This window comes from Kribbella sindirgiensis (assembly GCF_004331435.1).
In the GTDB taxonomy this organism is placed as follows: domain Bacteria; phylum Actinomycetota; class Actinomycetes; order Propionibacteriales; family Kribbellaceae; genus Kribbella; species Kribbella sindirgiensis.
The window spans coordinates 114,787-139,395 of record NZ_SJKA01000014.1; the positions used below are offsets into that span (position 1 = coordinate 114,787).

29 protein-coding genes are annotated in these 24,609 nt (G+C 66.5%); 16 read left to right on the plus strand and 13 right to left on the minus strand.

The annotated features are described in order from the left end of the window. Positions 1 to 15: 15 nt before the first annotated feature. Positions 16 to 1,749 (minus strand): ABC transporter ATP-binding protein, encoded by a 1,734-nt coding sequence (locus E0H50_RS31940; protein WP_202868418.1) that lies wholly within the window; start codon positions 1,747 to 1,749, stop codon positions 16 to 18. Further along, complete coding sequence (locus E0H50_RS31945; protein ID WP_131294586.1) at positions 1,742 to 3,496, minus strand: ABC transporter transmembrane domain-containing protein; 1,755 nt, start codon at positions 3,494 to 3,496, stop codon at positions 1,742 to 1,744. The genes E0H50_RS31940 and E0H50_RS31945 overlap by 8 nt, the downstream gene beginning before the upstream one ends. 60 nt (positions 3,497 to 3,556) lie before the next feature. On the opposite strand from E0H50_RS31945, the gene E0H50_RS31950 reads away from it, so the two are divergent. Then, on the plus strand, positions 3,557 to 3,892 hold the full coding sequence (locus E0H50_RS31950) for an HIT domain-containing protein (RefSeq protein WP_131294588.1): 336 nt from the start codon (positions 3,557 to 3,559) through the stop codon (positions 3,890 to 3,892). A gap of 5 nt (positions 3,893 to 3,897) precedes the next feature. Here the strand turns inward: E0H50_RS31950 and E0H50_RS31955 are convergent, their stop codons facing one another. Then, entirely contained in the window at positions 3,898 to 4,620 is a 723-nt protein-coding gene (locus E0H50_RS31955) for a class I SAM-dependent methyltransferase (protein ID WP_131294590.1), read from the minus strand. Positions 4,621 to 4,999: 379 nt separating this feature from the next. Between E0H50_RS31955 and E0H50_RS31960 the strand changes: the two genes are divergently transcribed. Next, the gene (locus E0H50_RS31960; RefSeq protein ID WP_165547362.1) at positions 5,000 to 5,773 is read left to right on the plus strand and encodes a class I SAM-dependent methyltransferase; all 774 of its coding nucleotides are present in this window, start codon (positions 5,000 to 5,002) and stop codon (positions 5,771 to 5,773) included. 162 nt (positions 5,774 to 5,935) lie between these two features. Here E0H50_RS31960 and E0H50_RS31965 read toward each other — a convergent pair whose 3' ends face one another. Both E0H50_RS31965 and E0H50_RS31970 read right to left on the minus strand, forming a co-directional pair. Then, positions 5,936 to 6,862, minus strand: coding sequence for a phosphotransferase family protein (locus tag E0H50_RS31965; protein ID WP_238151490.1), 927 nt, complete (start codon positions 6,860 to 6,862; stop codon positions 5,936 to 5,938). Further along, positions 6,859 to 7,782, minus strand: a complete 924-nt coding sequence (locus tag E0H50_RS31970) for a phosphotransferase family protein (RefSeq protein WP_131294594.1) — start codon at positions 7,780 to 7,782, stop codon at positions 6,859 to 6,861. Before E0H50_RS31970 ends, E0H50_RS31965 begins: the two co-directional genes overlap by 4 nt. Before the next feature lie 89 nt (positions 7,783 to 7,871). Between E0H50_RS31970 and E0H50_RS31975 the strand changes: the two genes are divergently transcribed. The 6 genes from E0H50_RS31975 to E0H50_RS32000 all read left to right on the plus strand — a co-directional run bounded on the left by E0H50_RS31975 (position 7,872) and on the right by E0H50_RS32000 (position 13,038). After that, positions 7,872 to 8,609, plus strand: a complete 738-nt coding sequence (locus tag E0H50_RS31975) for a class I SAM-dependent methyltransferase (RefSeq protein ID WP_131294747.1) — start codon at positions 7,872 to 7,874, stop codon at positions 8,607 to 8,609. Further along, on the plus strand, positions 8,606 to 9,190 hold the full coding sequence (locus E0H50_RS31980) for a DEAD/DEAH box helicase family protein (protein WP_131294596.1): 585 nt from the start codon (positions 8,606 to 8,608) through the stop codon (positions 9,188 to 9,190). The genes E0H50_RS31975 and E0H50_RS31980 overlap by 4 nt, the downstream gene beginning before the upstream one ends. A gap of 106 nt (positions 9,191 to 9,296) precedes the next feature. Next, the gene (locus E0H50_RS31985) at positions 9,297 to 10,073 is read left to right on the plus strand and encodes a class I SAM-dependent methyltransferase (protein ID WP_131294598.1); all 777 of its coding nucleotides are present in this window, start codon (positions 9,297 to 9,299) and stop codon (positions 10,071 to 10,073) included. A 156-nt stretch (positions 10,074 to 10,229) separates the two neighbouring features. Next, the gene (locus E0H50_RS31990) at positions 10,230 to 11,147 is read left to right on the plus strand and encodes an aminoglycoside phosphotransferase family protein (RefSeq protein ID WP_165547363.1); all 918 of its coding nucleotides are present in this window, start codon (positions 10,230 to 10,232) and stop codon (positions 11,145 to 11,147) included. Between the two features lie 312 nt (positions 11,148 to 11,459). Next, entirely contained in the window at positions 11,460 to 12,548 is a 1,089-nt protein-coding gene (locus E0H50_RS31995; RefSeq protein WP_165547364.1) for an endonuclease/exonuclease/phosphatase family protein, read from the plus strand. 94 nt (positions 12,549 to 12,642) lie between these two features. Further along, a complete protein-coding gene (locus E0H50_RS32000; RefSeq protein ID WP_131294604.1) occupies positions 12,643 to 13,038 on the plus strand; it encodes a DUF3592 domain-containing protein in 396 nt (131 codons plus the stop codon). A 301-nt stretch (positions 13,039 to 13,339) separates the two neighbouring features. Here the strand turns inward: E0H50_RS32000 and E0H50_RS32005 are convergent, their stop codons facing one another. Beyond that, the gene (locus tag E0H50_RS32005) at positions 13,340 to 13,828 is read right to left on the minus strand and encodes a GNAT family N-acetyltransferase (RefSeq protein WP_131294606.1); all 489 of its coding nucleotides are present in this window, start codon (positions 13,826 to 13,828) and stop codon (positions 13,340 to 13,342) included. A gap of 186 nt (positions 13,829 to 14,014) precedes the next feature. Here E0H50_RS32005 and E0H50_RS32010 point away from each other — a divergent pair, with 186 nt between their 5' ends. Together E0H50_RS32010 and E0H50_RS32015 are read left to right on the plus strand one after the other, a co-directional pair. Beyond that, positions 14,015 to 14,905, plus strand: a complete 891-nt coding sequence (locus tag E0H50_RS32010; protein ID WP_131294608.1) for an acetamidase/formamidase family protein — start codon at positions 14,015 to 14,017, stop codon at positions 14,903 to 14,905. Positions 14,906 to 14,969: 64 nt separating this feature from the next. Then, a complete protein-coding gene (locus E0H50_RS32015) occupies positions 14,970 to 15,515 on the plus strand; it encodes a hypothetical protein (protein WP_131294610.1) in 546 nt (181 codons plus the stop codon). Between the two features lie 86 nt (positions 15,516 to 15,601). On the opposite strand, the gene E0H50_RS32020 is transcribed toward E0H50_RS32015, so the two are convergent. After that, complete coding sequence (locus tag E0H50_RS32020) at positions 15,602 to 16,096, minus strand: DinB family protein (RefSeq protein ID WP_238151491.1); 495 nt, start codon at positions 16,094 to 16,096, stop codon at positions 15,602 to 15,604. A gap of 68 nt (positions 16,097 to 16,164) precedes the next feature. Between E0H50_RS32020 and E0H50_RS32025 the strand changes: the two genes are divergently transcribed. Next, a complete protein-coding gene (locus E0H50_RS32025; protein ID WP_131294612.1) occupies positions 16,165 to 16,569 on the plus strand; it encodes an NUDIX domain-containing protein in 405 nt (134 codons plus the stop codon). Positions 16,570 to 16,574: 5 nt separating this feature from the next. On the opposite strand, the gene E0H50_RS32030 is transcribed toward E0H50_RS32025, so the two are convergent. From E0H50_RS32030 to E0H50_RS32040, 3 genes are all read right to left on the minus strand, one after another. Then, entirely contained in the window at positions 16,575 to 17,162 is a 588-nt protein-coding gene (locus E0H50_RS32030; RefSeq protein ID WP_131294613.1) for a hypothetical protein, read from the minus strand. A gap of 35 nt (positions 17,163 to 17,197) precedes the next feature. Then, positions 17,198 to 17,896: a class I SAM-dependent methyltransferase gene (locus tag E0H50_RS32035; RefSeq protein WP_131294615.1), complete on the minus strand. Its 699-nt coding sequence runs from the start codon at positions 17,894 to 17,896 to the stop codon at positions 17,198 to 17,200. A 78-nt stretch (positions 17,897 to 17,974) separates the two neighbouring features. After that, on the minus strand, positions 17,975 to 18,271 hold the full coding sequence (locus tag E0H50_RS32040) for a helix-turn-helix transcriptional regulator (RefSeq protein ID WP_202868420.1): 297 nt from the start codon (positions 18,269 to 18,271) through the stop codon (positions 17,975 to 17,977). Between the two features lie 126 nt (positions 18,272 to 18,397). On the opposite strand from E0H50_RS32040, the gene E0H50_RS32045 reads away from it, so the two are divergent. Further along, positions 18,398 to 18,715, plus strand: coding sequence for a hypothetical protein (locus E0H50_RS32045; RefSeq protein WP_131294619.1), 318 nt, complete (start codon positions 18,398 to 18,400; stop codon positions 18,713 to 18,715). Between the two features lie 61 nt (positions 18,716 to 18,776). Here E0H50_RS32045 and E0H50_RS32050 read toward each other — a convergent pair whose 3' ends face one another. Then, positions 18,777 to 19,766, minus strand: coding sequence for a GlxA family transcriptional regulator (locus E0H50_RS32050; RefSeq protein WP_131294621.1), 990 nt, complete (start codon positions 19,764 to 19,766; stop codon positions 18,777 to 18,779). A 62-nt stretch (positions 19,767 to 19,828) separates the two neighbouring features. Between E0H50_RS32050 and E0H50_RS43185 the strand changes: the two genes are divergently transcribed. Further along, entirely contained in the window at positions 19,829 to 19,978 is a 150-nt protein-coding gene (locus E0H50_RS43185; RefSeq protein WP_165547365.1) for a hypothetical protein, read from the plus strand. Continuing rightward, entirely contained in the window at positions 19,965 to 21,047 is a 1,083-nt protein-coding gene (locus E0H50_RS32055) for an NAD(P)/FAD-dependent oxidoreductase (protein WP_131294623.1), read from the plus strand. Before E0H50_RS43185 ends, E0H50_RS32055 begins: the two co-directional genes overlap by 14 nt. Here the strand turns inward: E0H50_RS32055 and E0H50_RS32060 are convergent. Continuing rightward, on the minus strand, positions 21,012 to 21,872 hold the full coding sequence (locus E0H50_RS32060) for a PHP domain-containing protein (protein ID WP_202868421.1): 861 nt from the start codon (positions 21,870 to 21,872) through the stop codon (positions 21,012 to 21,014). The two genes, E0H50_RS32055 and E0H50_RS32060, sit on opposite strands and share 36 nt — an antisense overlap. Positions 21,873 to 21,875: 3 nt before the next feature. Beyond that, entirely contained in the window at positions 21,876 to 22,439 is a 564-nt protein-coding gene (locus E0H50_RS32065) for a TetR/AcrR family transcriptional regulator (protein ID WP_131294625.1), read from the minus strand. Positions 22,440 to 22,577: 138 nt separating this feature from the next. Between E0H50_RS32065 and E0H50_RS32070 the strand changes: the two genes are divergently transcribed. Both E0H50_RS32070 and E0H50_RS32075 read left to right on the plus strand, forming a co-directional pair. Continuing rightward, positions 22,578 to 23,153 carry a hypothetical protein gene (locus E0H50_RS32070; protein WP_131294627.1) on the plus strand — a complete coding sequence of 192 codons (576 nt, stop codon included), beginning with the start codon at positions 22,578 to 22,580 and terminating at the stop codon, positions 23,151 to 23,153. Between the two features lies 1 nt (position 23,154). Continuing rightward, positions 23,155 to 24,603 carry a dihydrolipoyl dehydrogenase family protein gene (locus E0H50_RS32075; protein ID WP_131294629.1) on the plus strand — a complete coding sequence of 483 codons (1,449 nt, stop codon included), beginning with the start codon at positions 23,155 to 23,157 and terminating at the stop codon, positions 24,601 to 24,603. The last annotated feature ends 6 nt before the right edge of the window (positions 24,604 to 24,609 follow it).

Consider the following 24,609-nt stretch of genomic DNA (forward strand, 5'->3'; position numbering starts at 1 on the left):
CAGCAGGTTGCCGGTCTACGAGTTGTGCCAGGTGTGCCAGAGACGGCCGTAGACGTGGTTCGCGTGGACGAGTTCGTCGTGGGTGCCGAGCTCTACGAGTTCGCCGGCCTCCATGACGGCGATTCGGTCGGCGTCATGTGCTGTCTGGAGCCGGTGGGCGATGGCGATGACGGTGCGGCCCTGGAGGACAGCGGCCAGGGACTGCTCGGTACGGCGTGCCGTCTTCGGATCGAGGAGGGCGGTCGCTTCGTCGAGGATCAGGGTGTGCGGGTCGGCGAGGACGACGCGGGCGAGCGAGAGTTGCTGGGCGCCGGCATCGTCGAGGTCTTCGCCTAGGTCAGTGTCCAACCCGTCCGGCAGGTCCTCCCACCACGTGGCTCCGACCGCGGCAAGCGCCGCGCGCAGTTCGTCGTCCGTCGCGTCCGGTTTCGCGATCAGCAGGTTGTCCCGCACAGTGTCGTGGAAGACGTGATGGTCCTGGGTGATCAGTACGACGTGTTCGCGGAGCTGGTCAGGCGGCAGGTCCGCAACCGGCGTACCGCCGATGGTCACCGACCCGGTGTGCGGGCGGTCGAGACCGGCGAGCAGCCGCGCGAGGGTCGACTTCCCGGCTCCGGAGGTGCCGACGACGGCCAAGCGTTCGCCAGGCTGCACGACGAGGTCGATTCCCCGAAGTACGTCGCGAGCCCCCGTGTAGCTGTAGTGCGCGTTGTCCACCCGGATACGGTCGCCGTCAGCGCTCCCGGTGGGCTCGGACTCGGTCGTGGGCACATCCGCCAGCCCTTCGACACGCGCGTACGACGCACCGGCGCCTTGGAGCTGTTCGATCCAGAGCATCAGGGTGTCGAGGGGCCCGACGAGCTGGCGAAGGTAGACCGTGGCCGTCACCACGACCCCGAGGCTGACCAGATCATTGGCGTACAAGGCACCGCCGATCAAAAGAACTCCCACCACCGGGAGCGCCAGCGACACCTCCGCCCACGGAAACAGCACAGTCCGCAACCACAGAGCGCTCAGCCGCGCGGACCGGGCTCGAGTAACGGCCGCTTCGGTCACCTCGGAACGGCGCCGTTCCAGTCCGAGAAGTTCGACCGTACGGGCGCCTTTGGCCGTGCTGGCGACGACGTCGGCCATGTCCGCACCGGTTGCGGCAACCGCGAGGTACGCCGGCCGCGCACGTCGTACGTACCAGCGCACCGCCGCGGCGACGCCGAGCAGAGACACCAGCCCGCACAGCCCGAGCCAGAGGTCCAAGACGAGCACCGCGACGATCAGGAACAGGGCGTGGACCAGCGCCACCAGCACCTCAGGCACAGCCGATCGCAGAGTGAACGCCACCACCGACGCATCGGTGCTTCCGCGAGCGATCAGGTCGCCGGCCGGAAGGTGGTCCGCGACCCGTGGAGGCAGCGCCAGAGTCCGCCGCAAGAACCGCTCCCGAACACGCGCCGCCGTACGCTCCCCGAACCGGTAGCCGATCTTGAGCGCCCACCACGCCAGCACCGTCTGCACGACGGTGAACACGAGTGCGCCGAAGGCCAGCCGGTCGACGGTGCTGAGCACGTCCCCGGAGCCCGATTGGATCGTGTCGATGATGCGGCCGAGCAGCCACGGACCGATCAGACCAGCCGCGGAGGCAAGGCCGTTGACCAGGACGAGGCCGACCACGGTACGTCGTTCCGCTCGGAGATCACGTCGCGCCGCGGCCCGGACCTCGGCGGGGCCGGCCACCGGCAACTGACTACTCACCGATCGTCCTGGAGACGAGGTCGCGGTAGTACGCATCGCCGCGCAGCAGGTCCGCGTGCGTCCCGACCGCCGACGTCTTGCCGTCGACCAGTACGACGACCTCGTCGGCGCGATCGAGCACCAGCGGGGACGACGTCGTGATCACCGTTGTCGTGTCGCGCCGGGCTGCGCGGATCCGGTCGATCATGGCCGCCTCGGTGTTCGCGTCGACGGCCGACGTCGGTTCGACCGCGAGCAGAACGTCCGGCGCGGCATACACGGCGCGGGCGAGCCGGATCCGCTGCCGCTGCCCACCCGACAGATCGCTCCCGCCGGCGGCGATCGTCGCGTCCAGACCACCGGGCAGCGCCTCCACGACGTCCTCGGCCACAGCGACGCGGAGAGCCGCGCGGATCCGGTCGTCGTCAGGCTCGACCCGGCCCGCGACAACGTCCCGAACCGTACCGGCGAACACCTCGGCATCGTTGTCGGCAACAACCAACCGGCGCCGGAACTCGTCCCGCGCGACACCGCCGATCGGCACACCGGCCCAGCTCACGTTCGCGTCGACGTCGAGCTGACCCAGCCGCTCGATCACCGTCCTCGTGTCCGCCGGCCGAGCGGCGACCAAGGCGGTCAACACGCCCGGACGAACGATCACGCCCGAGGCAGGGTCGGCCAGGGGGCCGCAGCCGTCCGGGACGGCCCCGTCGTTGTGCGGGGCAACCGGCAGGTTCAGGAGGTCGATGATGCGTCGCCCGGCCACGCGAGCGCGGGCAATGTCGCCGCCACCCTCGATGAACGCGGACACCGGGACGACGAGCACGGCGACGTACCCGTAGACGGCGACGACATCGCCGATCGTGATGGATCCGGTGGCAGCCATGCGCGCCGACAACCACACGACCGCGGCCAGGAACAGCGCCGGCAGACCCGTCGACAACGCGCCGACCCAGCTGGCCGGTCCGGCGACGCGATAGCCGTGTCCCACCAGCCCGTGCGACTGCTGCTCGTACCGCTCCGCGACGAACGCCTTCCCACCGAGTCCGTTCAGCACACGAAGCCCCGCCAACACATCGACGAGGCGGGTCGTCAACCGTCCCTGGTGCACGCGGTACTCGCCGCCAGTGCGTTCGATGCGCTGCAAGAACGGTCCGACCGCGACAGCGAGCAGCGGAACGCCGGCGAGCACCACCGCGGCCAGCAGCGGGGAAGTGGTGAACAGTACGACGGCAATTGCGGCGTACGCGACGACCGCGCCGACGCCAGGGCCGGCGACGGTCAGCGCCATTGCGACTGTGTACACGTCGGCGATGCCGACCGTTACGACCTCTCCCGTGCTGACGCGCCCCGGCAACGAGGCGCCCAAGCGGGAGGTGTGTTCGACCGCCGCGCGGACTGCGCGGAAGGATGCGTCCATCCGGACCTTGGTCATCGTTCGGTGCCGAGCGATACCCACCAGCGCATTCAGGACGGTGACGACCAGCAGTACCACTGCCCACCTGATCAGGGCACTGGTGTCGCCTGCCACAAGTCCTTCGTCAACTGCGCGGGACAGCACCCACGGAGGTACTGCGAGGCCCACCATCCAGCAGGTGCCGAGCACTCCGCCCCACGCGACGCGCCGCGACTGGGACCGCGCGAGCCAGAAGAGGAAGCGGAACGGTCCGGCCAGATCGTTGGCGGTTGCCGGGTTCCCCGTCTCGCTGGTCCGGTCCAGCCACTCGCGGACCCGCGCCGTACGTCGCCGGACTCCGTCGCGCGTCATCCGGTCACCCTATCGCCCCTTGTGATCGTCTTCACAAGGGGGAGTCGCTATCCTCGCACGGTGCAATACAGCGGCGACGACTTCTACTGCGACGTGGCGATTCCGGACCCGAGCCGCCTCGATGTCGTGCACGAGGACGAATTGGTGCTGGCGTTTCACCACACCCGGCCGTACTGGACGCACCACATCGTCGTCGTGCCGAAACAGCACATCGCGTCGTTCACCACGGTGAGTTCGGCCGACGAGCACGTCGTACGCCGGTTGTTCGCGGTCGTGCAGGCGATCGCGGCAGAGACCGAGCGAACCACCGGGGCGGCCGCGGTGCTGACCAATCTCGGCGAGTACCAGGACTCCAAGCACCTGCACATTCACGTACACAGCGGCCCCGAGCGCTGAGCGGTTCAGCGGCGGGACGCGACGATGTGCAGGAACAGCGGGATCCGGTACCACTTGTTCGCGGGGTCATCGGAGCTGTATTCCCGGAGACGCTCGATCACCAGGCCCGCGTCGGCGAGGGCGTCGGTGTAGGTCTGCAGCGGCCGGTGAATTCCGTGGTACGTCATCGACAGACCGTCTCGCGTGCGCGTGGTGGTGTAATGCCTGGCTTCGGTGTACGAATCCGGAACGACGTACGGCGGATTCGTGCCTTGATCGAAATCGCCCGCGGAATTGAGCGGGTGCACGATCGCGATCACCAATGTCCCGCCGACGGTGAGAATGCGCCCGACATCCGCGATCGCCGGTACGACGTCGTCGATGTCGTGCAAACACATGAACGCGACCGCACAGTCGGCGACCGCGTCCGGCAGCGGGAGGTTCACCGCATCGGCGACAACCGCCGGTACGGGTACCTCGGGGTGTTTCGCTGCCGACCGAATCATGGTCGGCGACCGATCGATCGCGAGGACGCGATGTCCTCCTGCCCGCAGTTCACGACTGACCCGGCCCTCACCCGCGCCGACGTCCACGGTGAGCCGGCCCGGCGGCGGGATCAACGGGAGGAAGGCGTGCTTGTGGGTGCTGTAGCTGTCGAGCCCTCGTCTGGTCCACTCGATCCAGGCCCCGGCGTTGGCATCCCAGCCGTCAGCCAAAGGTGAGTTCTCCGGCCGCCCCTCGGATCGCATTGCGGCAGCCTAGTGTCCTGAGTCGGACTCAGGAAACTAGTATCCCGCACCGCAAGTTCGCGTCATCAGTCAATCCCGATGCACTCGCGGCTCGACCGGCGCGGCCCGCAGTCCCCGACCGGCACGTTCGGTCCGCAGACCTCCCCAAAGCCCCGTCGCGTCGCGGCGCGGCGCTTCTTTGTGCACGGCTCGACCACGGAATCGGCCGGGATTTGGTTGGTGGGTGCACAAAGATGCCGTCGGCGCTGCTGGGGAATGTGCTGCGGGCCCGCCGTGATGACGTCTTCGGGCCTGGACTTATGTCGCGAACTTCGGGCGCAGGACACTAGCTGCCCAAATCGTGATGCGTGGGCGAGCTGTTCCGAATACGGTCAGCGTTGTGTCCGAGTCGCGAGTGTCCGAGGTCGTCAGGCAGAACAGCGAGTACTGGGAGCGGCTGGCGCCACACCGTCACGGTGAACCGGTCGAGTTCTTCTCGAGCGGTGGCAGTGCGCTGACGGACGACGAGCTTGCGGCCATCGGTGATGTCCGCGGCCGCCGCGTACTGCAGCTGGCGTGTTCGGTTGGTGATGAGGCGTTGACGTTCGCACGGCTCGGCGCAGAGGTCACCGCCGTCGATATCGCGCCGTCGCATCTGGCCACCGGCCGAGCGAAGGCTGAGGCGCTGGGGGTCGATGTCACGTTCGTCCTGCAGGACATGATGACGCTGGATGCGGAGCTCACCGGATTCGACGTCATCTACATTTCGTGGGGCGGCCTGTGCTGGGTTCCCGACCTCACCGATTGGACGCGCACGGTCGCCTCTCGCCTCAACGCCGGCGGTGTCCTGGTGATCAGCGAGCATCATCCGCTGTGGGAGATTCTGACGGTCCGCGGAGACAATGCGTTGTCCGTCAGCGGCGACTATTTCGGCACCGACCGCGTCGGGTACGACGACCCGCTGAAAGCCCCGGAAATCACCCGAACAATAGGTGCGCCGGATGTTCCGCACCGCAGTTTCGTCTGGGGCATCGGCAGCGTCGTCACCGCGGTCGTCACCACCGGGCTGACCGTACGCGCTCTGCAAGAATTTCCGATCGAGGAGATGTACCCGGGCCTGGGGGAGCAGGCCATGAGCATCCCCGCCACCTACCTCCTCACAGCGGGCCGCTGAGCCGTGCATGACCTCCGAGGAGGCCGGCAGACGAGCGGTCCCGAGCGCCGCGGCTCCCACCTACTCCGCCCGGTCGGCCCGTGGACGCCCGCCGTACACGAGTACTTGCAGCACCTCGAATGGCTTTCACGGAGCACCCCGCGTGGTCGGCGTCGAGGGTGATTACCCCGGCTCTGTACCGAGTGTTGTAGCAGAGGCCGTGTAGCGGGCGATCACGTCGACGCAGCGTCGGAACTGCGCGGGTGTGGCCGGGTTTCTCCAGCCGAGTTTTTCCAGTGCCCAGTCGATGGCGTACGCCGCGGTCCAGCCCGCCTCGGCCGATTCGGGATCGGCGATCCGCGCGTAGCCCCGGCGTACGAGATCCAGCCGGTCCTGCAACACCTCGTCGGCGTCGAGTTCCCATTGCGCGAAGTCGTACGCGGGCGACGTACGTCCGGCGAACTCCCAGTCGATGATGCCGGCGACGGTGCCGTTGTGGATCAGAAGGTTCTTCGGGCAGAAGTCGCCATGAACGAGCGTCGTCGGGGGAGCGGCGCGGGTCGTGATCTCTTCGCGCAGGTAGTCGGCCCCACGTTCGACGACCGCGGCTGCCGCCGGGTTGAGTCTCTCGCTGACGATGCCTGCCACTCGGGTGACTTCGCGCTCTTCGGGCAGCCGCAGTTCGTGGCGGATGCCGCGCTGGTCGTCCGGGACCACACTGTGCACGCGGGCCAGAATCTCGCCGGCGTCCTGGACTGCCCGCTCGAGGTCAGCGGCAGACAGATCGCCGGCGAGTTCGTCGAGGGAACGGCCCGGCAGGAACTGCTGGACCGAGAAGGACAACAGTTCGCCGTCGTGGTCCAGGTGCTCGAGGCCGAGTACCTCTGCGGTCGGCACGCCCACAGCGCGCGCCTCCGTCATCAGGTACGCCTCGTCGATGAACCACGGCACCTCCTGCCGCGCGATCCGGACGATGACCGCCGCATCACCGGCAAGTTCGACGCGGTACGTCTCGTTCATCCCGCCGCCGGCGAGCGGAACGAGACCCTCGACGTCGCGACCGCAGACAGACCGCACCACCGAGTCGATGAGCGAGCGAGGCGTCGTCACCCCACCAGCCTCACGAGTTCCGGAAGCCGGGCGAACAGCTCGGGGAGGCCGCGTACGCCGTTGCCTGCCGACTCCTGTGACAGCGCGAGATCGGGGCCGCTGTTCGTCTCGGCGCCCGTGAGGCAGCGCAGGACGTTCCATCTGGTGTGCCCCAGCCAGCCGCCGATCATGAAGGCGAACCAGCTCGGTCCCGGAGGCGGCAACGCTCCGCCCGCGGCGACGTACCCGTCGAGGACTGCGCGGAAAATGGCAGGCTCGATGGAGTCGAGGCCTGGTCCTTTCGCGATGCTGAGCGCGGTCGACCCGAGCTCACCGGACAGGTCGAGCATCCCTGAGAGCTCCCAGTCGAGCACTACCGGCCGGCCGTCTCGCGCGAGCAGGTTCCACGGCTGGATGTCCTTGTGGGTCAGTACGACGGGGCCCGGTCGTTCGCAGGTGTCGACGAACTGGGCAATCGCGAGGAACGTCTCGACCTGGGAGGCGAGCTCGTCGGCCCAGGGCTGTCCGGTCGCCACCGCGTGTTCCGCGAGCTCTGGCCAGTCATGTGACGCCGGTTCCTCGGTCGGCTCGTGCGGCCAGTCGACGTCGAGTGCGTGAATGCGTGCAAGGATCTCGCCGATCTCGAACGCGTAGGCGTTCGATACCGGTGCCTCGGGCACCTTTTCTCCCTCGGCCCAGCGGTGGACGAGCATGGTGTCGCTCGCGGAGATCGGCTCCGGCATCGGTACGCCGGCAGCGAAGGCCGCCTGCTCGAACCGGAACACGTCCTCGACGTGGTACGTCGACCGACGGTCGACGACGTTCAGTTCCTTGACCGCGAACGACCCTTGGTCGGTGTCGAGGCGGTACATCCGGTTGGCGAACCCGCCGTGGACGCGGATCATCGGCCTGACCGGCGTACCGAGCTGCGAAAGGTTCACCCCCCGCAATCTAGGCCGCACGAGCCGTCGACGCATCGTAATTAGCCGGTCTGGGTGCCGGGGGAGCGGTTAGGGTCTGCTTCGTGGCGATGTCAGACGACGCACAGACGAGCCAGGCGTGGCTGGAACTCGCTCCGGACTACGAGCGGGCGCGGTCCAGGGAGGATTCACTGGATCGCCTTGTCGAGTGGCCCGCGCAGCGAGACGTTCTAGGTGATGTCACCGGACGGTCGGTGCTGGACCTCGGGTGCGGCAACGGCGGCAAGCTCGCCGAGCTGGCCGAAGCCGGCGCGACCGGGTCCGTAGGAATCGATGTCAGCGGCAACTTCCTCAGCCCTGCGCCGCCCGGAGTGGAATTCATCCGCGGCGATCTCTCCGGGCTGGATTCGCTGCCGGAACTCGCCGGCCGCACGTTCGACCGGATCCTGTTCCTGCAGTCTTTCGGCTACGCGAAAGATCCGGTCCGCACTCTGCGGGCTGCGCGCGCGATGCTGGCCGACGACGGATTCATCGTGCTGACGAAAACGCAACCGATCCGGTACGCCGTTGAACGGGCCGAACAGAATGGGACGTCGTTGGGGGAGGAGTACTTCTCGGCCGAGCCGTTCTCGTACGTTACCGGCTGGAACGAGAACATCAGCCTCACCAAACGTTCGTACACGATTTCCGACCTGATCAACGTGTTCAGCGCGGCCGGACTGTGGATCGAGACCGCGATCGAGCCGCAACTGTCCGAGGACGCCCGGCGCCGCTACCCGCACAAGCAGGCGTGGATGAACAAATACCTCGGAATCCTGATCTTCAAGCTCCGGCCGGGTCAACCATGAGGCTGCTTCTGATCATTGGACCACCGGCTGTAGGTAAGATGACGGTGGGCCGGGAAATCGCCGCGCAGAGCAATTTCAGATTGTTTCACAATCACCACACCATCGAGCCGCTGGTCGAGGCCTTCGGCTACGGCACGCCGCCGTTCAATGTCCTGAACGTCGAATTCCGCCGGCGTGTGATCGAGGAAGCCGCCCGCAACGATCTGGATTTGATCTTCACGTTCGTCTGGGACCTGCGGAACCCAGCTGACACCGCCTACGTCGAGGACCTGGTCACGCCGTACGAGGCAGCCGGTGGCGAGGTCTGCGTGCTGGAGCTCGCCGCCGACCTGAAAACGCGTCTCGTACGCAACCGCGGCGAAACCCGGCTCGCCGCCAAACCGAGCAAACGAAACATCGAATGGTCCGACAACAACGTCCGGGGCCTGGAAATCCACCAACTGAACACCGACCCAGCCGGCTCCACGCCGACTCCAGCCGACGACTTCCTCACCAGACACCGGCATCTTCGCCTCGAAACTCAACACCTGACAGCAGCCGAAGTCGCCCGAATTACCTTGAACTGGCTGACCGGACAATAGGGGAGTGCTAGCACTGGCCACGCTGCGAAAACCATTGGTGCCCGGCTCGCTCTACTGATGGACTAGCGCCCCACCCGTGAACTGCCGCGTGACGGAGGTAGTGGTTGTGACGGACTATGACGTGCTTGCCGAGGTGTACGAATGGCTCATCTCAGATGCAAAGTTGCCTCCGGCCGAATTCGCTGCGTCGTTCGACGACGTTCTCAGTCTCCTGCCGCCGAACGCTCACGTCCTCGACTGTTCGTGCGGAACCGGGCAGTTGGCGGTTGGCCTCGCCGGTCGTGGCCTGCGGGTTGTCGCAACTGACGCCAGCGAAGCGATGGTTCGTCGGACTGCAGAGCTGTCTGAGGAGTTCGGTGCATCCGTCCAGGCCGTGCGGGCGAACTGGGAAGAATTGCCCGACCATTTCGAGGACGACACGTTCGACATGGTGTTCTGCGTCGGCAACTCGCTGCACCACGCCGCGGGCGCGACAGGCCGGGCTGCCGCTCTGGAGTCGATGTCACGCCTTCTGCGCCCTGGCGGGCGTTTGGTACTCACATCCCGCACGTGGGAACTCGTGAGGGCCAGAGGTTCCCGGCTCGACATCCGCGACCGACTCGTCCGCCGAAACGGTCGCGATGCCCTAGTGATCTACCGCTGGGAGATCGCGCCCCAGTGGGAGGACGAGCACCACATCGAGATCGCGATCGCGCAAGTCGATGCGACCGGTTCGGTTCGTGTCCGCTCAGAACTGCTGTCCTGCTGGCCCTACCGCCACGACCAACTCGAAGCCGAACTGCACCAGGCCGGACTCCGGACGGAAATGAGCACGTTCGATCTCGAGGCCGAGAACTACATGGTGGTCGCGAGCAAGGCACAAACACCGGTTCGTCCGACCTGAGTGTCCGTAGGGTGCCCGCTGACCGGGTGGGGGAGCCGGGCGGGTGCTGCGGGCGCCTCGCGGGGCCGCCTGCCGGATCCGCCCCACGTCTGTTGCGTGGTCAGCGAGGCTTCGGAAGACTGCCGTTGATCAATGGCCGGACCGACGGAGGACAGCGTGGCCAAGTTGTCTGATGAGCTGCTGGGGTGGGTTTCACAGGTGGCCGGCGGCCGGCTCGAAGACGTTGAGTCCCTGCATTTGGAGGCGGGTCGTGATTCTGGCTCGTTTCACCTTCGGATGGCTGGCGGCGGTTTCACCGATCTTGTTCTGAAGGTGCCGGTCCCTGAGTGGATCGGGCCGCGCATGGTAGCGACAAACGCACGAGCCTTGGAGCTGGCGGCTGAATTCGGTCTGTCGGCGCCGCGCCTGGTGGCCGCCGATCTTGACGGGCATGCCCTTGGAACCGTGGCGACATTGGAGACCTGGCTGCCTGGCAGCAGTGCACTACCACCGGTCGTATCGGAGACCCGGCTACGGAACGCGGGTGCAGCTCTGGCCAAGGTCCACGCCATTCCAGGTCCAGGCCATAAGCATCTTCGGATCCGGCCGCGACCGGTCGCCGACGATGACTACGCAGCTGACCGGCGCGAAGGCCGGATGCCGACCACGCAGCTGCTGCAACACGCCGATGAGACAACCAGGAAGCACGGAGTTCCCACCGGAGACCAAGTGTTCCTCCATGGCGACGCCTGGCCCGGAAACATGCTGTTCGAGGGCGAAACCTGTACAGCACTCATCGACTGGAAGACAGCCGGCGTCGGTGATCCAGGTGTGGATCTGTGCGGGTTTCGACTGCAGATGGCAATCCAGTACGGGCCGGAGGCACCTGACGAAGTGCTGAACGGCTGGCAAGAGCAGGCCGGCCGTGAAGCCAGATCGGTTGCCTATTGGGATGCCATCGCCGCACTGAACACACCTACCGAGTTGAAAGGGTTTCCCGGCTTCACCACCGACGGAAGGCGGCTCGACACTGCGGCAGTAACACAACGACGCGACGCATTCCTGCGTACGGCACTGGACGGACTCACAACCTGACGCCACACCATGCTACGCAGACTACTAGTTGACATAATGTCCGTTATCGGCGCTTCAAGAGTGCGAGTTTCATCAGATGCGAAAACTCGCACCTGGACGATCTGACCAGCCTCAGCAACTCTCGTGCCTGCCAGTTGAGAGTGGGCGTTTCATCAGATGCAACAGCGGTCGGGCCGTCGGGCCGGATTCTGTACGGTGGGCGCACCATCCCACGATCGCTGAGGGCCAACTGTGAACATCTCTCGGGAACGCAGGTCAATGACTCGTCCGCTTGCATCGTCGTGGCTGAGGGGCGTTGTCGCAGCGGGACTGATGTCGACGGCTCTGGTGGCGACTTCGGGTCTGGCGAGTCCCGCGGCGGCGGCCGCACCGTCTGCCACCTTCCGCGTCGGGACCTACAACATTCATGCCAATGGGACGGACAGCGCAACCTGGCCGTCCCAGAGGACAAACCTGCTCCGGGAGATCGGCTCGTACGCTCCCGATGTCATCGGTATCCAGGAAGCCGGTAGCAACGACGCGAGGCGCACCGACTTCCGGAATGGCATGCAGGCCAACGGCTACACGACAGCGGCGGACTATGCGACGAACTCCCGACCGATCTACTGGAAGAGCGCGACCTTCCAGATCCTCAGGGACAGCAGTGGAAGAATCGCGTCCGGAACCGTGGTCGTCGGGGGCGCAGCGGCCGGCAAGACCGCGAGCTGGGTCGCCCTCAAGCACATCGCGAGTGGGCGCGAGATCGTCGTCGCGAACGTTCATCTCACGTCGTCGAAGTGCGGTCTCACCACTTACGACCTTGATGCCACGGTGAACAGTGACGGCGTGTGCGCGAGCACGAAGGATGTGCCAATTCAGGGTGGCGGTACCAGGCCGGGTGAAGACAGCGACCCCGTGAGGGGTCAGATCCAGCGCTTCAAGGAGTTGGACGACCTGTTCGCCGACGCCCGCTACATCGCGTGGGCAGGCCACGACTCCCCCGACTTCCTCACTGGTGACTTCAACACCAACGGCACGCGTTACCCATCACTGGCAGATGCGGCCGTCGGTGTCACGATCCCGGCCGCCTACCAGAGCAGCGACGGCACCATGCGGCCGCTCAACGACTACCTGTGGAACGCGCGGCTGCGTACCAATGCCTTCAATGTGGCCGTCGAGAAGTCCGGGGCGGCGTACGACACCTTCAACGGATTCCAGCGCCAGAGCTGCACCTCGGTTCCGACCGTCCGTTGCAACGGCAACCACATCGATCAGGTCTACGTCTCCCGAGCGCAGGATGAAACCACCAACGTGGTCGCTGTAGAAGGCTGGACCAACAAGCTGCCCGACGCAGACCTGGTGCCCGAGCAGTTCCCCTCGGACCACAACAAGGTTCAGATCAGGGTGACGGTGTCCAACTAGTCGCCCCCGCTACTCCCGGTTCATCAACTCCCGTTTCTACCAGTTATCGGTACACCGTCGGGCGGGAGACCTCGAGATGGCGTAGGGTCGCGGAGTGCTTTGGCTTGGAGTCGTCGGCGGTCTCGTCGTCGCTGTGGGCCTCGGACTCGCGGCCAAGCGGTTCGCCTTCGGCCGTCGCGCGGTCAGGGTGAACGGGCGCATCACAAAGGTCCGCACCACAACGTCGAGGTCCCCCGGCGAGCCCGATCGTTCCACCGGCAAGTACTACTTCCGCACTCTCGAAGGGCGCGACGTGAGCCGCCCGGTGAACTTCGGCATCGGCCGACCGTTCGGCAAGGGAGACGAGGTCCCGGTGTTCTACGACCCCGCGGATCCCACCCGCGCCTACCTCGACGTACACGGCTACCGAGGCTGGCACGGAGCAATCGCCTGCCTCGGAATCGGGCTCGTCCTACTGACGATCAGCTGGACAGTGGCCATCGCGGGTTAAGCCAAGCTTGGATCCGTGGAGCTGTCCGGCGACCGCGCATTTCAGGGGCTATCCGCTGATGTTGTGGCTTCTCCCCTGTTATTAGAAGGGAGAAGCCACAAGACGAACGGATAACCCATCAAGTACGGACGACGCCGCAGCGATGACAAGCTACGTCCAAGCATCCGTTCCAGCGATGGCCCTCACAACCTCCAGATAGCGGTGAACCGCAGCAGCAGCTGTCCGGTGTCCTTCAACTCGCGAGAGCACGACAGACAGCCCGACGCCGACGCCGGAGGGTGCAAAGAGTCCCGTCGGCCTTCTAGGTCAGTTGCTTGCGCAGCAGAGTGATTCGCGCTTCGTAGCGGACCGTTGATCCGTCCGCAGCCTCCTGGTCCCACGAGCCGATCTCGCTGCCGCTCACCACATAGCCCAGCCGCTCGTACAACGCACGGGGCCGGGACATGCTGTCGTCCACGCCTAATTCCACCCAGCTGAGTCCGCGGCCTCGAGCGAGCTGCTCCAACGCGCCGATCAGGACTGAGCCGATCCCACATGAGCGCAGCTCGGCCTGGACCGACAGTTGCCAGATCGTCGCTCCGCCGGGCGGTTTGGTGTAGTCAACGCCACCAACAGCAACTGGCAGATCAGAAGGCGGACAGACGGCCAGGTAGTCGACCTCGCCTCGGCGGGCACGCTGAATCGCTTCAGCGACGTACGCAAGGTCCGTCGCTGTCCCGTACCAGCCGCAGGCTGCAAGGTCCGCGTCGGTCAGATCGCGAACGGTCAGCGGTACCACAACCTCGGTCATATCCGGCACCCTGGCAGGTTCGCGGCGGCGAGCGCCAGCCATTTGGTACCTACTCACCTACGATCACCGCTCCTGCGTCCCAGTGACTCCCGGTACTCCAACACCCGCCGGTACCAGTCAAAGAACGGGACTTGCCTCATCTGATAATCGTCTGTGACATCGCTTCGATGGTCCTACAGTGCCGTGATGGACCCCGTCGCCGCGCCGCCTGTCGATCTGGACTGCCACGATCTCCCGGACGCCGCGAGTCTTCAGCCCGGTCGGAGAACCCGGATTCGCACCTGGCCCGGTTCGGACTACCCCTTCCTGACCGGCCCACTCCGCGTCGAGGGCGTAAGTTCGGGCGACACTCTCGCCTTCCATCTCCACGCCCTCGAGCTCGACCCCGTCGGTCGGTACGGCTTCGCCACCACCACCAACCCCTGGGAGCCCTGGGGCGGCGTTCTGCGCGAGTCCGCGGACCAGGAATACGCCGGCCGCGCCGAACTCCGCGGTGACCAGGCGATCCTCGACGGCCATCACGTCGTACCAGTTGTCCCGATGCTCGGCTGGCTCGGCCTGGTCCGGCCCGAACTGATCGCCGACCCCTGGGACCACGGCGGCAACCTCGACACCAAGGAGTTCGCCCCAGGCTCGACCCTCTATCTCTACGACGACATCGGGTCCGGCCGGTTCGTGATCGGCGACGCGCACGCCGCAATGGGCGATGGCGAGATCAGCGGCCAGGGCATTGAGATCGCCTCCTGGTGCGACCTCACCGTCGAGGTCATCCCGGGCACCCGTCCGCACCGTCCCATCGTCCGTACCTCTGATGTGACCGTCCATCTCTGCAGCCGCTTCACCGAGAAAGACGCCTACGCCCAAGCCATCTCGGACGCCGTTCATCACCTCGGGTTCACCCAGCAACTCGGCTTCGAGCAGGCCAACGCCCTCCTCAGCTTGATCGGCGACCTCCGCGTGTCGAGCGTCGTCTCCCACGCGCCTACCTACAAGCTCCTCGTCCCCTCGAGCTGGCTAGGCCCAATCGAAGACCTCCTCACCGTTGAGAAGCCCTTGCTGCCCTACACCCCTAGATGAGTCTCGCCGACTTTTGCCGTTCTGCCGGTCACAGAAGCACCCAGCGTCGTGCAGGATGTTCGCTATGGGTGTGCTCTTCGACTACTTCGCAGCTGCATCCGATGAGGAAGCGGCCTCCGTCATTGATCGTGTTGGTGGCCCAGGGAGTCCGGAGACGATGGTTGCTCCGCCTGAGGGGCGGCAGCGCGGGATCTTCGGCCGCAAGCGCCGGGCGCCAGAGCCCGCGGTCAGCGCAGCGCCCGACCTCGTCGTTTACGACACGCTTTCGGTCAAGGGCATCGACCCTGTCGTGCAGCTCGGAACGCTCGAGGAATTGCTCACCGGGCGGCCGTACGACGACGTGGTCGACGATCCTCGAAGCGGTCACCACCTTGCGATGCGCGACGGGGGCGAGCGCCTCGTGTTCACACTGACTGATCCCCTGACGGCGGCCCTCGCCGAGGCCAGCGACGAGACCTTGGAGCGAGTGGCCGGACCGTGGTCTGAAACGGAAGAGTTCTGGAACGCGGCCGACCCAAGTGACCTCGCAGAGTTCCTGAAGGAGTTGGCCGGACTGGCCCAACGAGCACAGGCCGGCGATCAGAAGCTCTACTGCTGGGTCTCTGTGTAGCCGCTGAGGCCCACCGTGTGCCGCGGAGAGTGAAAGGTCAGCTCTCGCTCCCCCGCTCGTCGCGGTGCCAGTTTGCTGGGAGGTCGTCAGTAGCCGCGGGTGCCGTCGAGTTGTTCGCGGAGGATGTCTAGGTGGCCTAGGTGGCGGGCTGTTTCTTCGATCAGGTGGGTGAGGATCCAGCGGAGCGAGACGGGGGCGAACTGTGGTGGGGTGAAGTGCTGGATGGTGTCTAGTGTCAGTTGGGAGACGATGCGTCTCGATTGGGCGCATTCGGCTTCGTAGGCGCTCAGCAGATCGGTGATTGCTCGGCCGACGGGCGACCAGCCTCCGTCTGAGGCCGGCTCGAAGGGTTCGTCCGCGAGGGACGGGAAGCTGCCGGCGAACCAGTCGTACTCGGTCTGCCGGAGATGCGAGACGACGCCGGCGATCGTCATGCGCGGAGACGTGTGCAGCAGGGCGCGGTCCGCCAGTTCGATCGGCAGCCCGTCAACCTTTCGGCGTACGGTTGCTCGTTGCCAGTCGAGGAACCCGGTCAGCACGCCACGTTCGTCGGCGGCACCGTCAGGAAAGATACGCTCCACGTCCGTCAGCCTTGCACACTCCCCCAGGGCCAACGCTCAATGTCGGCGGTCGCACATAGGGTGCCGGCATGGTCGACCGGATTCAGATCGCAACCGCTGTCCTCGTGCGTGACGGCCTCGTGCTCGCGGCGCATCGCAATTCACTGCGTCATGCGTACCCCGACTGCTGGGCCTTCGTCGGCGGACACGTCGAGCCGGGCGAACAACCTCACCAGGCCGTACGTCGGGAATGCCTCGAGGAGGTCGGCGTACAGGTCCACGACCTCGTGCCGATACCGATGACAGTCAGCAACCCCGCCCTGCACATGCACGGGTTCCTCGTCACGCACTGGGCCGGAGAACCGGTCAACGCCGCGCCCGAGGAGCACGACGATCTTCGCTGGTTCCGGCCGCACGAACTCGCAGACCTGAAGATGGCCCACCCGGAAAGCCTGCCGAGCATCCTGAACGCCGTCCAGGCCGCCGCCGAGTAGGCAGGTCAACCGGTCAGGGCTGCGATCAGGGTTCCGAGGACGACCGCGATGACGGCGAAGCCGAGCGCGCACAGCAGCGGGAACGCGATCGGGTGCCGGCCGGCCCAGCTCACGGCGTCGGGACGTTCGCGGCCCAGTTGTGCCATGGTGACCGGGCCGGACGGCCCGCCGATGGGCAGGCCGAGGTGGTGGACCAGCCGGTCGAGATCGGCTTGCGCGTACAGGGCGCCGTTGATGCTCAGCAGGGCGCGTTGGCCGGCGTCCAGTACGACGATCGTCTCGGAGACAGCCCCGGGCTGGACCACCGTTGCCCGGAGCACCGAGGCGGCGAGCCTGCGGTCGCGGCGGCGGTGGAAGGTCAGCCCGCGCGCCGAAATCTCGGCCGGGGTGACGACGATGCGGGACCGCGAAAGGTACACGGCCATGCTGGCAGCCAGCAGCACGACGAGACCGATGCTGGTGATCAAGGCGGCCCGGCCTCCGGCCACGACGCCGCCGACTATGAAGGCCGCGGCGGTCACTGCCGTGAACCTCAGGACCACGCGGCGCGGACCGGCAGCCGGCCGCAGGACGAGCACGTCGGTTTGAGACACCCCCGAACCCTACGGCACCACGGTGCCCCGAACCGTCAGCACGCCTCGAGGACGAAGAAGACGAAGCTGATGAATCTTGCCGGATGCAACATGTTCGGCGGACGCAGTTCGGGCGGCGTGTCCACGGAGATCGGCGGCTCACTGATGACGGAGATCCGGAAACCCGCGGCCGTGAAAGCATCGGACATCGCCTGCAGCGGCCGGTGCCAGATCGTGTACACGACCGTACGGCCGGCATGTTCGGCGTCGAACGAGAACTCCGCGATGTCGAAGTACTCGCCGTCGGGGTTCAGCGCCGTGTAGACGAACGGATGGTTCAGCGACAGGATCAGGCGGCCGCCCGGTTTGAGCACTCGACGAAGTTCGGCCAGCGGCTCGGTCCAGTCCTTCAGATAATGCAGGACCAGGGAACCCACAACATCATCGAAGGCGGCGTCGTCGTACGGGAGCGGCTTGGCCAGGTCCGCGACGGTCAGGTCGGCGTCCTCCCCCAGCCTCCGGTGCGCCAGTTCGAGCATCGAAGCGCTCAGGTCGAAACCTGAGACGATCGCGCCCTTGTCGCGGAGCGCCGCCATCAGCGGGCCGGAGCCGCAGCCGACGTCGAGGACGCGGCGGCCGGATACCTCACCGGCAAGGCTCACCATCGCCGGCCGTTCGTAGTGGCCGTTGAGCAGATTGACCTCGTTGTCCGCGGAGTACGCCTCAGCGAACTCGTCGTAGTCGGTCTTCGGCACAAGCGCTCCTTCTGTCGGCAAGTTCGCACCGTGCGACGTACCGGTGACCACGAAAGTTCGCTTGGCCGCTCTGCCGGCTCAGGTGTCGTCGTGCGTCTCCAACTCGGTGTGCGCGAGGAGATCCACGAGTTGGCCGACCGTTCGCTGGTTGAGCAGAGCCTCCGGCAGCGGCTTGTCGACCTGGACCGCGTAGCGGTTGCGACGTCCGTTCTTGTCCTTGACCACGTATCCGGCGTCCACCAGATCGGTGACGATGCCGAAGGCGGCGCGCTCAGTGATGCCGAGCGCGATCGCGATCTCCCGCAACCGCACACCCGGATCGTGCGCGATGCACAGCAGTGCCTGCGCGTGGTTCGTCAGGAAACCCCAGGGCATGACACACATCATACTAGATGGACAGATCTAGGAATTGCATTGCCAGTATTAGATTACTAGCGTAGGTTCAGGAGTGGAACTGGTTCGCGGGTTTACGCGAGCCGCTCCACCACAGGAAGGCACACCATGCGCTGCACGCGCGTCGCTCTGTACGACATCAAGACCGGTAGCTTCGACGAGGTCGTAGGCCAGGCGAAGTCCGGGATGGTTCCCCTGTTCAAGGAGAGCCAGGGTTTCGTGTCCTACGGGGTTGCCCAGGTCGAGAAGAACGCCTTCGTCTCCATCAGCACCTGGGAGACCCGGGCGCAGGCTGACACAGCCGCCGCAAAGGCCGCGGAGTGGGTCAAGGCGAACAGCCGGGACCGTTTCACTCTGCGCGCCAACTACGTCGGTGACCTCGCCATCGACACCAGCCACCGCGAGCCGGTGCCGACCGCTCGCTAGGTCGTCCGAAGTCGGAGCCCTGCCGCACATCGCGGCGGGGCTCTGTCATGCACAGCGAGCCTCAAGGATCGGTGCGGGCGCGGAACGTACGGCGGTACGTCATCGGCGATGTTCTGATGTGTTTCGCGAAGTGCTGGCGCATCGCGATCGACGTACCGAAACCGCAGTGCCTCGAGATCTCCTCGACGGACAGGTCGGTTGTCTCCAGCAGTTCCTGCGCATGATGCACTCGTTGCCGCAGCAACCATTGCAGTGGCGTCGTTCCGGTCTGTTCGCGGAATCGCCGGTTGAGCGTGCGCGGGCTCAGTCCGGCGTACGACGCGATGTCCGCGAGCGTGACCTGCTCCCCCAGCCGTTCTCGCAGCCACCGCATCGTCGGCTCGAGCGATCCGTGGTCGTCGCCGGGATCCGGGTGCGCGATGTACGGCGCCTGCCCGCCGTCGCGTTGCGGTGGGACGACCATGTGCCGGGCGACGTCGGCGGCGACCGCGGATCCGAAGTCCTGACGGATCATGTGCAGGCACATGTCGATGCCACTGGCCGCGCCGGCTGACGTGAGTACGTCGCCGTGGTCGATGTAGAGCACGTCGGTGTCGACGATCACCTGCGGATATCGCTCCGCGAGCAGGTCCGCACGCGACCAGTGCGTCGCCACCCGCCGACCGTCCAGCAGCCCGGAAGCCGCCATCACACTGGCACCGCCCGCGCTGATCGAGGCGATCCTGATGCCACTCCGGTGCGCTTCGCGCAGCAGATCGAGCGCTTCGGTCAGCGGTTCGCGACCCGCGGGTACGCCGATGACCACGATGGTGTCCGCGTCGATCGCGGCCGCCAGCGGATACGGCGGCGTGAATCGGTACATCTCCACTCCCCCGACGCCCGCCATCATCAGATCGCGACCATCACCACAGACCCGTACGTCGTACAGCCGCGGACCGAAGATCTCGCCCGGCTCCCTCTGCAGCGAATGCGCCGTACTGAACACCTGCAGCGGCATCGCCAGATCGAAGCTGTGGATCCCGTCGACCGCCAGAACCGCCACTCGATGCATGTCCAGAATCTATCGGAGAACGGCATTCTTGCCACTGTCTGCGCGCTTCGATCTCTTCGACGATGAGTGACATGGTGCTTGCGGTACTCATCACGGCCGGATCCATTGGTCTGCTCGTCGCGGCAGGCTGGCTCACCGACAACCTCCTCGGCAACCAGGCCCAGCAGTGGGCGAAAACCCTTGTCAGCAAGGACGAACATGACGAGTCCTGAGCCCGTTGCCGTCATCGGAGCCGGCATCCTCGGAGCCTGTGTCGGCTGGAATCTGTCCCGCCTCGGCGCGCAGGTGATCTTCGTCGACGCGGGCCAGCCGGGCGAAGGCGTCACGAACTGGTCGTTCTCGTGGGTCAACGCCAGCAACAAGACCGTGCGGAGGTCGTACTTCGACCTGAACGTCGCCGGTATGGCGGCGTACCGTGAGCTCGCCGACGCCATCGGGCCGGGCTCGTGGTGGCATCCCAGCGGCCACCTGCGCTGGGCAGACGATCCCGCACAGCTTCTGGAGACGGTGGATCTGCTGGCTCGGTGGGACTATCGGGTCGAGTTGATCACAGGAGCTGAGGTTCGCCGCCACCTTGAACCGGCTCTGTCGATCCCAGACGAGGTTCCCGTCGCGTTCTACCCCGACGAGGCCTGGGTGCATGGGCGCCGACTCGTCAGCCGTCTGGTTCGCGAGGCGGGTGCTGAGCATCGGTTCGGTACCGCGGTCCGTGGGATCGACGCCGACGGGAGCGGGTGGACCGTTTCGCTGTCCGATGGGACCCGTCTCCACGTCTCCGCTGTGGTGAACGCGGCCGGTCCCAGGGCCTCCCACATCGCTCGGCTGATCTCACGGCATCTGCCGATGCGGCGCGAGCCTGGCGTCGTCACGCGGGTCAGCTGTCCTCAGGTCCCAGTTCACCGGGCGATGCACGCACCTCACGTCGAGATCCGTCCTGACGGCAACGATTCGGTGGTTCTCCACAGCCGCGAGGTCGACGCGCTCATCGACACCGGCGAAGCTCCTGCCGCGCTCGCCGGCCGGTTGCAGGAGGCCGCGCGGTACGTCGTACACGAGCTGAGCGGCTCGCGCATCGCGCAGACGCGCGTTGTCGAACGGCCGATCCCGATCGACGGGTTTCCCTCGGTGGGCGCGGTGCCGTCCGCGCCGGGTTACTACGAGGCCGTCTCGCACAGCGGCATCACGCTCGGACCGGTGATCGGCCGGCTGCTCGCGTCGGAGATCGTCAGCGGTGAGAGGAGCGACCTACTCGCAGACTTCCGCCCGGAGCGGTTCCCGTAAGTCCCGCACCCACGGGCTCCAGGGCGTCGGTCCTGGCCGAAACCCGCAGTCCTCCGCGATCGCCACTGCCTCCGCGAATCCCCGGGCAAGCGCCCCCGCCTCGTGCGCGTCACTGCCGAACGTCACGCCCGCGCCCCCTTCGGCGTACCACCACCGCAGGATCTGCGCACTCAATGGCACCTTCGTGTTGATCTCCAACGCCTTGCCGCCGGCAGCAAGAGCACGCAGAACGGTACGGAACTCCTCCTCGAACACACCTGCGTCGAAGGGCTCGCCGTTAGGCCAATACCGGATCGGGTAGTCGAGATGCGCGAGTACGTCGAACCCGTCGTACTGCTCGATCATCCGCAGCGTCTCCGCCAAGTACTCGTGAACCACCTCGGCAGCGGGACAAGCGTCGTACGCCAACGCAACCTCACCGAGGCCGCCGCCAGTCGTCATCGAGTGCACCGCGCTGATCACCAGATCGAACTCGGCGGCCGCTAGGAGTTTCTGCACCGAGTCGAGGTGCCAGTGCGGGTCGCTGATCTCAACACCCGACCGGATCCGCAGGCCAGGGAATCGTTCGCGACAGTGCTCCAGCGACTGCAGATAGCCGTCCAGATCCAACGCCGGCGGGGTCAGAATCCCGCCGCGGACGAAGGTCCGCCACTCCGATGGGAGTTCCGTGCCGGCGGGGATGGTCCACGGTGTGAAGTCGGCGTGGTCAGTGAAGGTTAGGGCCGGTACGCCGAGTTCGGCCGCGTGCTCGCAGGTCGCTTCCATGGAGCCGTGCAGTGCGTCCCAGGACCACTGGCTGTGTACGTGATTGTCGGCGGGCAGCACGGCTCAGGGTTCGCGGCTGCGGTAGGTGAGGAGGCCTTCTACTCCGCGGAGGAAGGTTTCGCAGACCGGCTTGGGGTCGGTCAGGCAGCCGGCGGCCATGGCGCCGTCGCGGAGCATGACGAAATGGCGGGCCGCGGGTTCGGCGTCGATCTTTCCGAGGTCGGCGAAGAGCTCGGTCATCGTCTCGAGGAACCACTGCCGGTGCGTGAGGACGGCCTGGTGGACGGCAAACGCGGGGTCGGGGTACTCGGCGGCGGCGTTCAGAAACGCGCAACCCCGGAAGCCGGCGCTCTGGATGTCGTCGGCGATCGACCGGCTGACCGCTCGAATGACGTCGTCCGGCGTGGCGTCCTCGGCCCGCGCGGCGTTCACCTGGGCGCGGATCGCCTCGTCGGCCTGGGTCAGGTACGCGACGATCAGGTCGTCCTTGCTCGGAAAATGCCGGTACAGCGTCGCGCGGGTCACCTGCGCCTCGGCGATCACGCGGTCGACGCCCACAGCACGAATGCCTTCGACGTAGAACAACCCGGTCGCCGTGTTGAGCAGTCGCGTTCGCGCTTCCGACATACCCCGCCTCCCCTTTCCGATCCGCTGCAGGTACTCCGACGTTAGCAGATAGAACGGTCGGTCTTGACAACGGGCAACGGCATGCACCACGCTCCAGGTGTACCGATCGTTCTATCTACTCACCTTGAGAGGCACCTGGTGTCCAGTTCCTATGCACCCACCGCCGGCCCGGTCGCCGGCGCCGACAGTACGAAGACGCTGCGCACGCTGTACTACGTCCGCTTCGGCTTCGCCCTCGTCTGGGCGATCCTGATGATGGCGATCGCGAAGAAGATCAACCCGGGCGCGACCGCGCTCCTGGTGATCTACCCGCTGTTCGACGTCGCGGCGGCGGTGATCGACTTCCGTTCCTCGGGGACGACGCGCCCGAAGGCGCCGCTCTACGTCAACATGGCGTTGAGCCTGCTCACCGCGATCGGGCTGGCCGTCGCGGCCGGGTCCGGGATCCCGAGTGTGCTGCGGGTGTGGGGCGCGTGGGCGATCACCGCGGGCATCGTGCAGCTGGTCGTCGCGATCCTGCGCTACCGCCTCGGTGGTCAGTGGGCGATGATCCTCAGCGGCGGCATCTCGGTCCTCGCGGGCGGCAGCTTCATCGTGATGGCGGGCGGGGAGGAGCCCGCGCTCACGAACGTTGCCGGGTACGCGATCCTGGGCGGCATCTTCTTCCTGATCTCCGCGATCCGCCTGCAGCGTCTCGCCGCGAAGGGGCGCTGACATGACGGAGAAGCTCTTCGACGTCGTGATCATCGGCGGCGGACCGGTCGGCGAGAATGTCGCCGACCGCGTGGTGCAGGGCGGTCTGACCGCAGCGATCGTCGAACACGAACTCGTCGGTGGCGAGTGCTCGTACTGGGCCTGCATGCCCACCAAGGCCCTGCTCCGCGACGCCGCCGCCTTACGCGCCGCTCGTGCGCTGCCGGCCGCCGGCCGAACCGTCAGCGGCGACCTCGACCCGACCGCGGTGCTCGCCCGACGCGACCGATTCGCCGCCAACTGGAGCGACACCGGCCAGGTCGAGTGGCTGAACCACGCCGGGATCAATCTCGTCCGCGGCCACGGCCGCATCACCGGTACCCGTACCGTCACCGTCACGCAGACGGACGGTACGTCGACCACCGTGCAAGCGCGCCACGCAGTGGTGATCGCCACGGGCAGCAGCGCCTTCTTGCCACCGATCCGCGGGCTGGCCGACGCGGCACCGTGGACGAGTCGCGAGGCGGCCGCCGTACAGAAGATCCCGGCGAGGCTGGCCATCATCGGTGGCGGTGTCGTCGGCTCCGAGATGGCGACCGCTTTCAGCGCGCTCGGAGCGCAGGTGACGCTGGTATCGCAGACTCGGCTGCTGCCTGGGGTCGAATCGTTCGCCGGCGAGCACGTCACGGCCGCCCTCCGAGCTGCGGGCGTCTCAGTTCATCTGGACGTCGAGGTCACTGAGGTTCGCGGGGACGCGGACGGCGTACAACTGACGCTCTCCGACGGTGCGACCGTCGAGGCTGACGAGGTCCTGGTTGCGACCGGGCGTACGCCGAACACGAAGGATCTCGGCCTGGACCACGTCGGCCTCGCGCCGGGCGACTGGCTGCGCGTCGACGACACGCTCGCTGTCGTCGACGCCGCCGGAGATCCGGTCGGCGATGGTTGGCTGTACGCGGCGGGTGATGTGAACAAGCGCGTTCTCCTGACCCATCACGGCAAGTACCAAGGTCGTGCGCTGGGCGACGCGATCGCCGTACGAGCGCGTGGCGAGCAGCCCGATCTGGGGCCGTGGGGACGGCACGCGGTGACGGCCGACGTACGTGCCGCGACGCAGGTGATCTTCACTGATCCCGAAGTCGCCGCCGTCGGTCTGTCCGCCGAGGCCTCTGCAGCCGCCGGGAAGAATGTCCGGATCGTCGACTACGACCTCGGTGCGGTCGCCGGAGCGGCGCTGCATGCCGACGACTACCGGGGGCAGGCGCGAATGGTTGTCGATGCCGACCGCAACGTTCTGATCGGCTTCACCGCGGTCGGGCCCGACGTCGCCGAGCTGCTGCATGCGGCGACGATCGCCATCGCCGGCGAGGTCCCGCTGCATCGCCTCTGGCACGCCGTACCGGCGTATCCGACGATCAGCGAGATCTGGCTGCGCCTGCTAGAGACGGATCGCCCGCACTGGGCTTCATGAAAGACT

What these genes read in the sequence shown, in the direction of transcription:
- E0H50_RS32025 (WP_131294612.1), top strand. Translation starts at nt 16,165, where the DNA reads ATGGTCGACCGGATTCAGATCGCAACCGCTGTCCTCGTGCGTGACGGC.
- E0H50_RS32005 (WP_131294606.1), bottom strand. Translation starts at nt 13,828, where the DNA reads ATGACCGAGGTTGTGGTACCGCTGACCGTTCGCGATCTGACCGACGCG.
- E0H50_RS31975 (WP_131294747.1), top strand. Translation starts at nt 7,872, where the DNA reads ATGTCAGACGACGCACAGACGAGCCAGGCGTGGCTGGAACTCGCTCCG.
- E0H50_RS32055 (WP_131294623.1), top strand. Translation starts at nt 19,965, where the DNA reads ATGACGAGTCCTGAGCCCGTTGCCGTCATCGGAGCCGGCATCCTCGGA.
- E0H50_RS43185 (WP_165547365.1), top strand. Translation starts at nt 19,829, where the DNA reads ATGAGTGACATGGTGCTTGCGGTACTCATCACGGCCGGATCCATTGGT.
- E0H50_RS32045 (WP_131294619.1), top strand. Translation starts at nt 18,398, where the DNA reads ATGCGCTGCACGCGCGTCGCTCTGTACGACATCAAGACCGGTAGCTTC.
- E0H50_RS32015 (WP_131294610.1), top strand. Translation starts at nt 14,970, where the DNA reads ATGGGTGTGCTCTTCGACTACTTCGCAGCTGCATCCGATGAGGAAGCG.
- E0H50_RS31980 (WP_131294596.1), top strand. Translation starts at nt 8,606, where the DNA reads ATGAGGCTGCTTCTGATCATTGGACCACCGGCTGTAGGTAAGATGACG.
- E0H50_RS32010 (WP_131294608.1), top strand. Translation starts at nt 14,015, where the DNA reads ATGGACCCCGTCGCCGCGCCGCCTGTCGATCTGGACTGCCACGATCTC.
- E0H50_RS32050 (WP_131294621.1), bottom strand. Translation starts at nt 19,766, where the DNA reads ATGCATCGAGTGGCGGTTCTGGCGGTCGACGGGATCCACAGCTTCGAT.
- E0H50_RS32075 (WP_131294629.1), top strand. Translation starts at nt 23,155, where the DNA reads ATGACGGAGAAGCTCTTCGACGTCGTGATCATCGGCGGCGGACCGGTC.
- E0H50_RS31945 (WP_131294586.1), bottom strand. Translation starts at nt 3,496, where the DNA reads ATGACGCGCGACGGAGTCCGGCGACGTACGGCGCGGGTCCGCGAGTGG.
- E0H50_RS32065 (WP_131294625.1), bottom strand. Translation starts at nt 22,439, where the DNA reads ATGTCGGAAGCGCGAACGCGACTGCTCAACACGGCGACCGGGTTGTTC.
- E0H50_RS31995 (WP_165547364.1), top strand. Translation starts at nt 11,460, where the DNA reads ATGTCGACGGCTCTGGTGGCGACTTCGGGTCTGGCGAGTCCCGCGGCG.
- E0H50_RS32040 (WP_202868420.1), bottom strand. Translation starts at nt 18,271, where the DNA reads ATGCCCTGGGGTTTCCTGACGAACCACGCGCAGGCACTGCTGTGCATC.
- E0H50_RS31955 (WP_131294590.1), bottom strand. Translation starts at nt 4,620, where the DNA reads ATGCGATCCGAGGGGCGGCCGGAGAACTCACCTTTGGCTGACGGCTGG.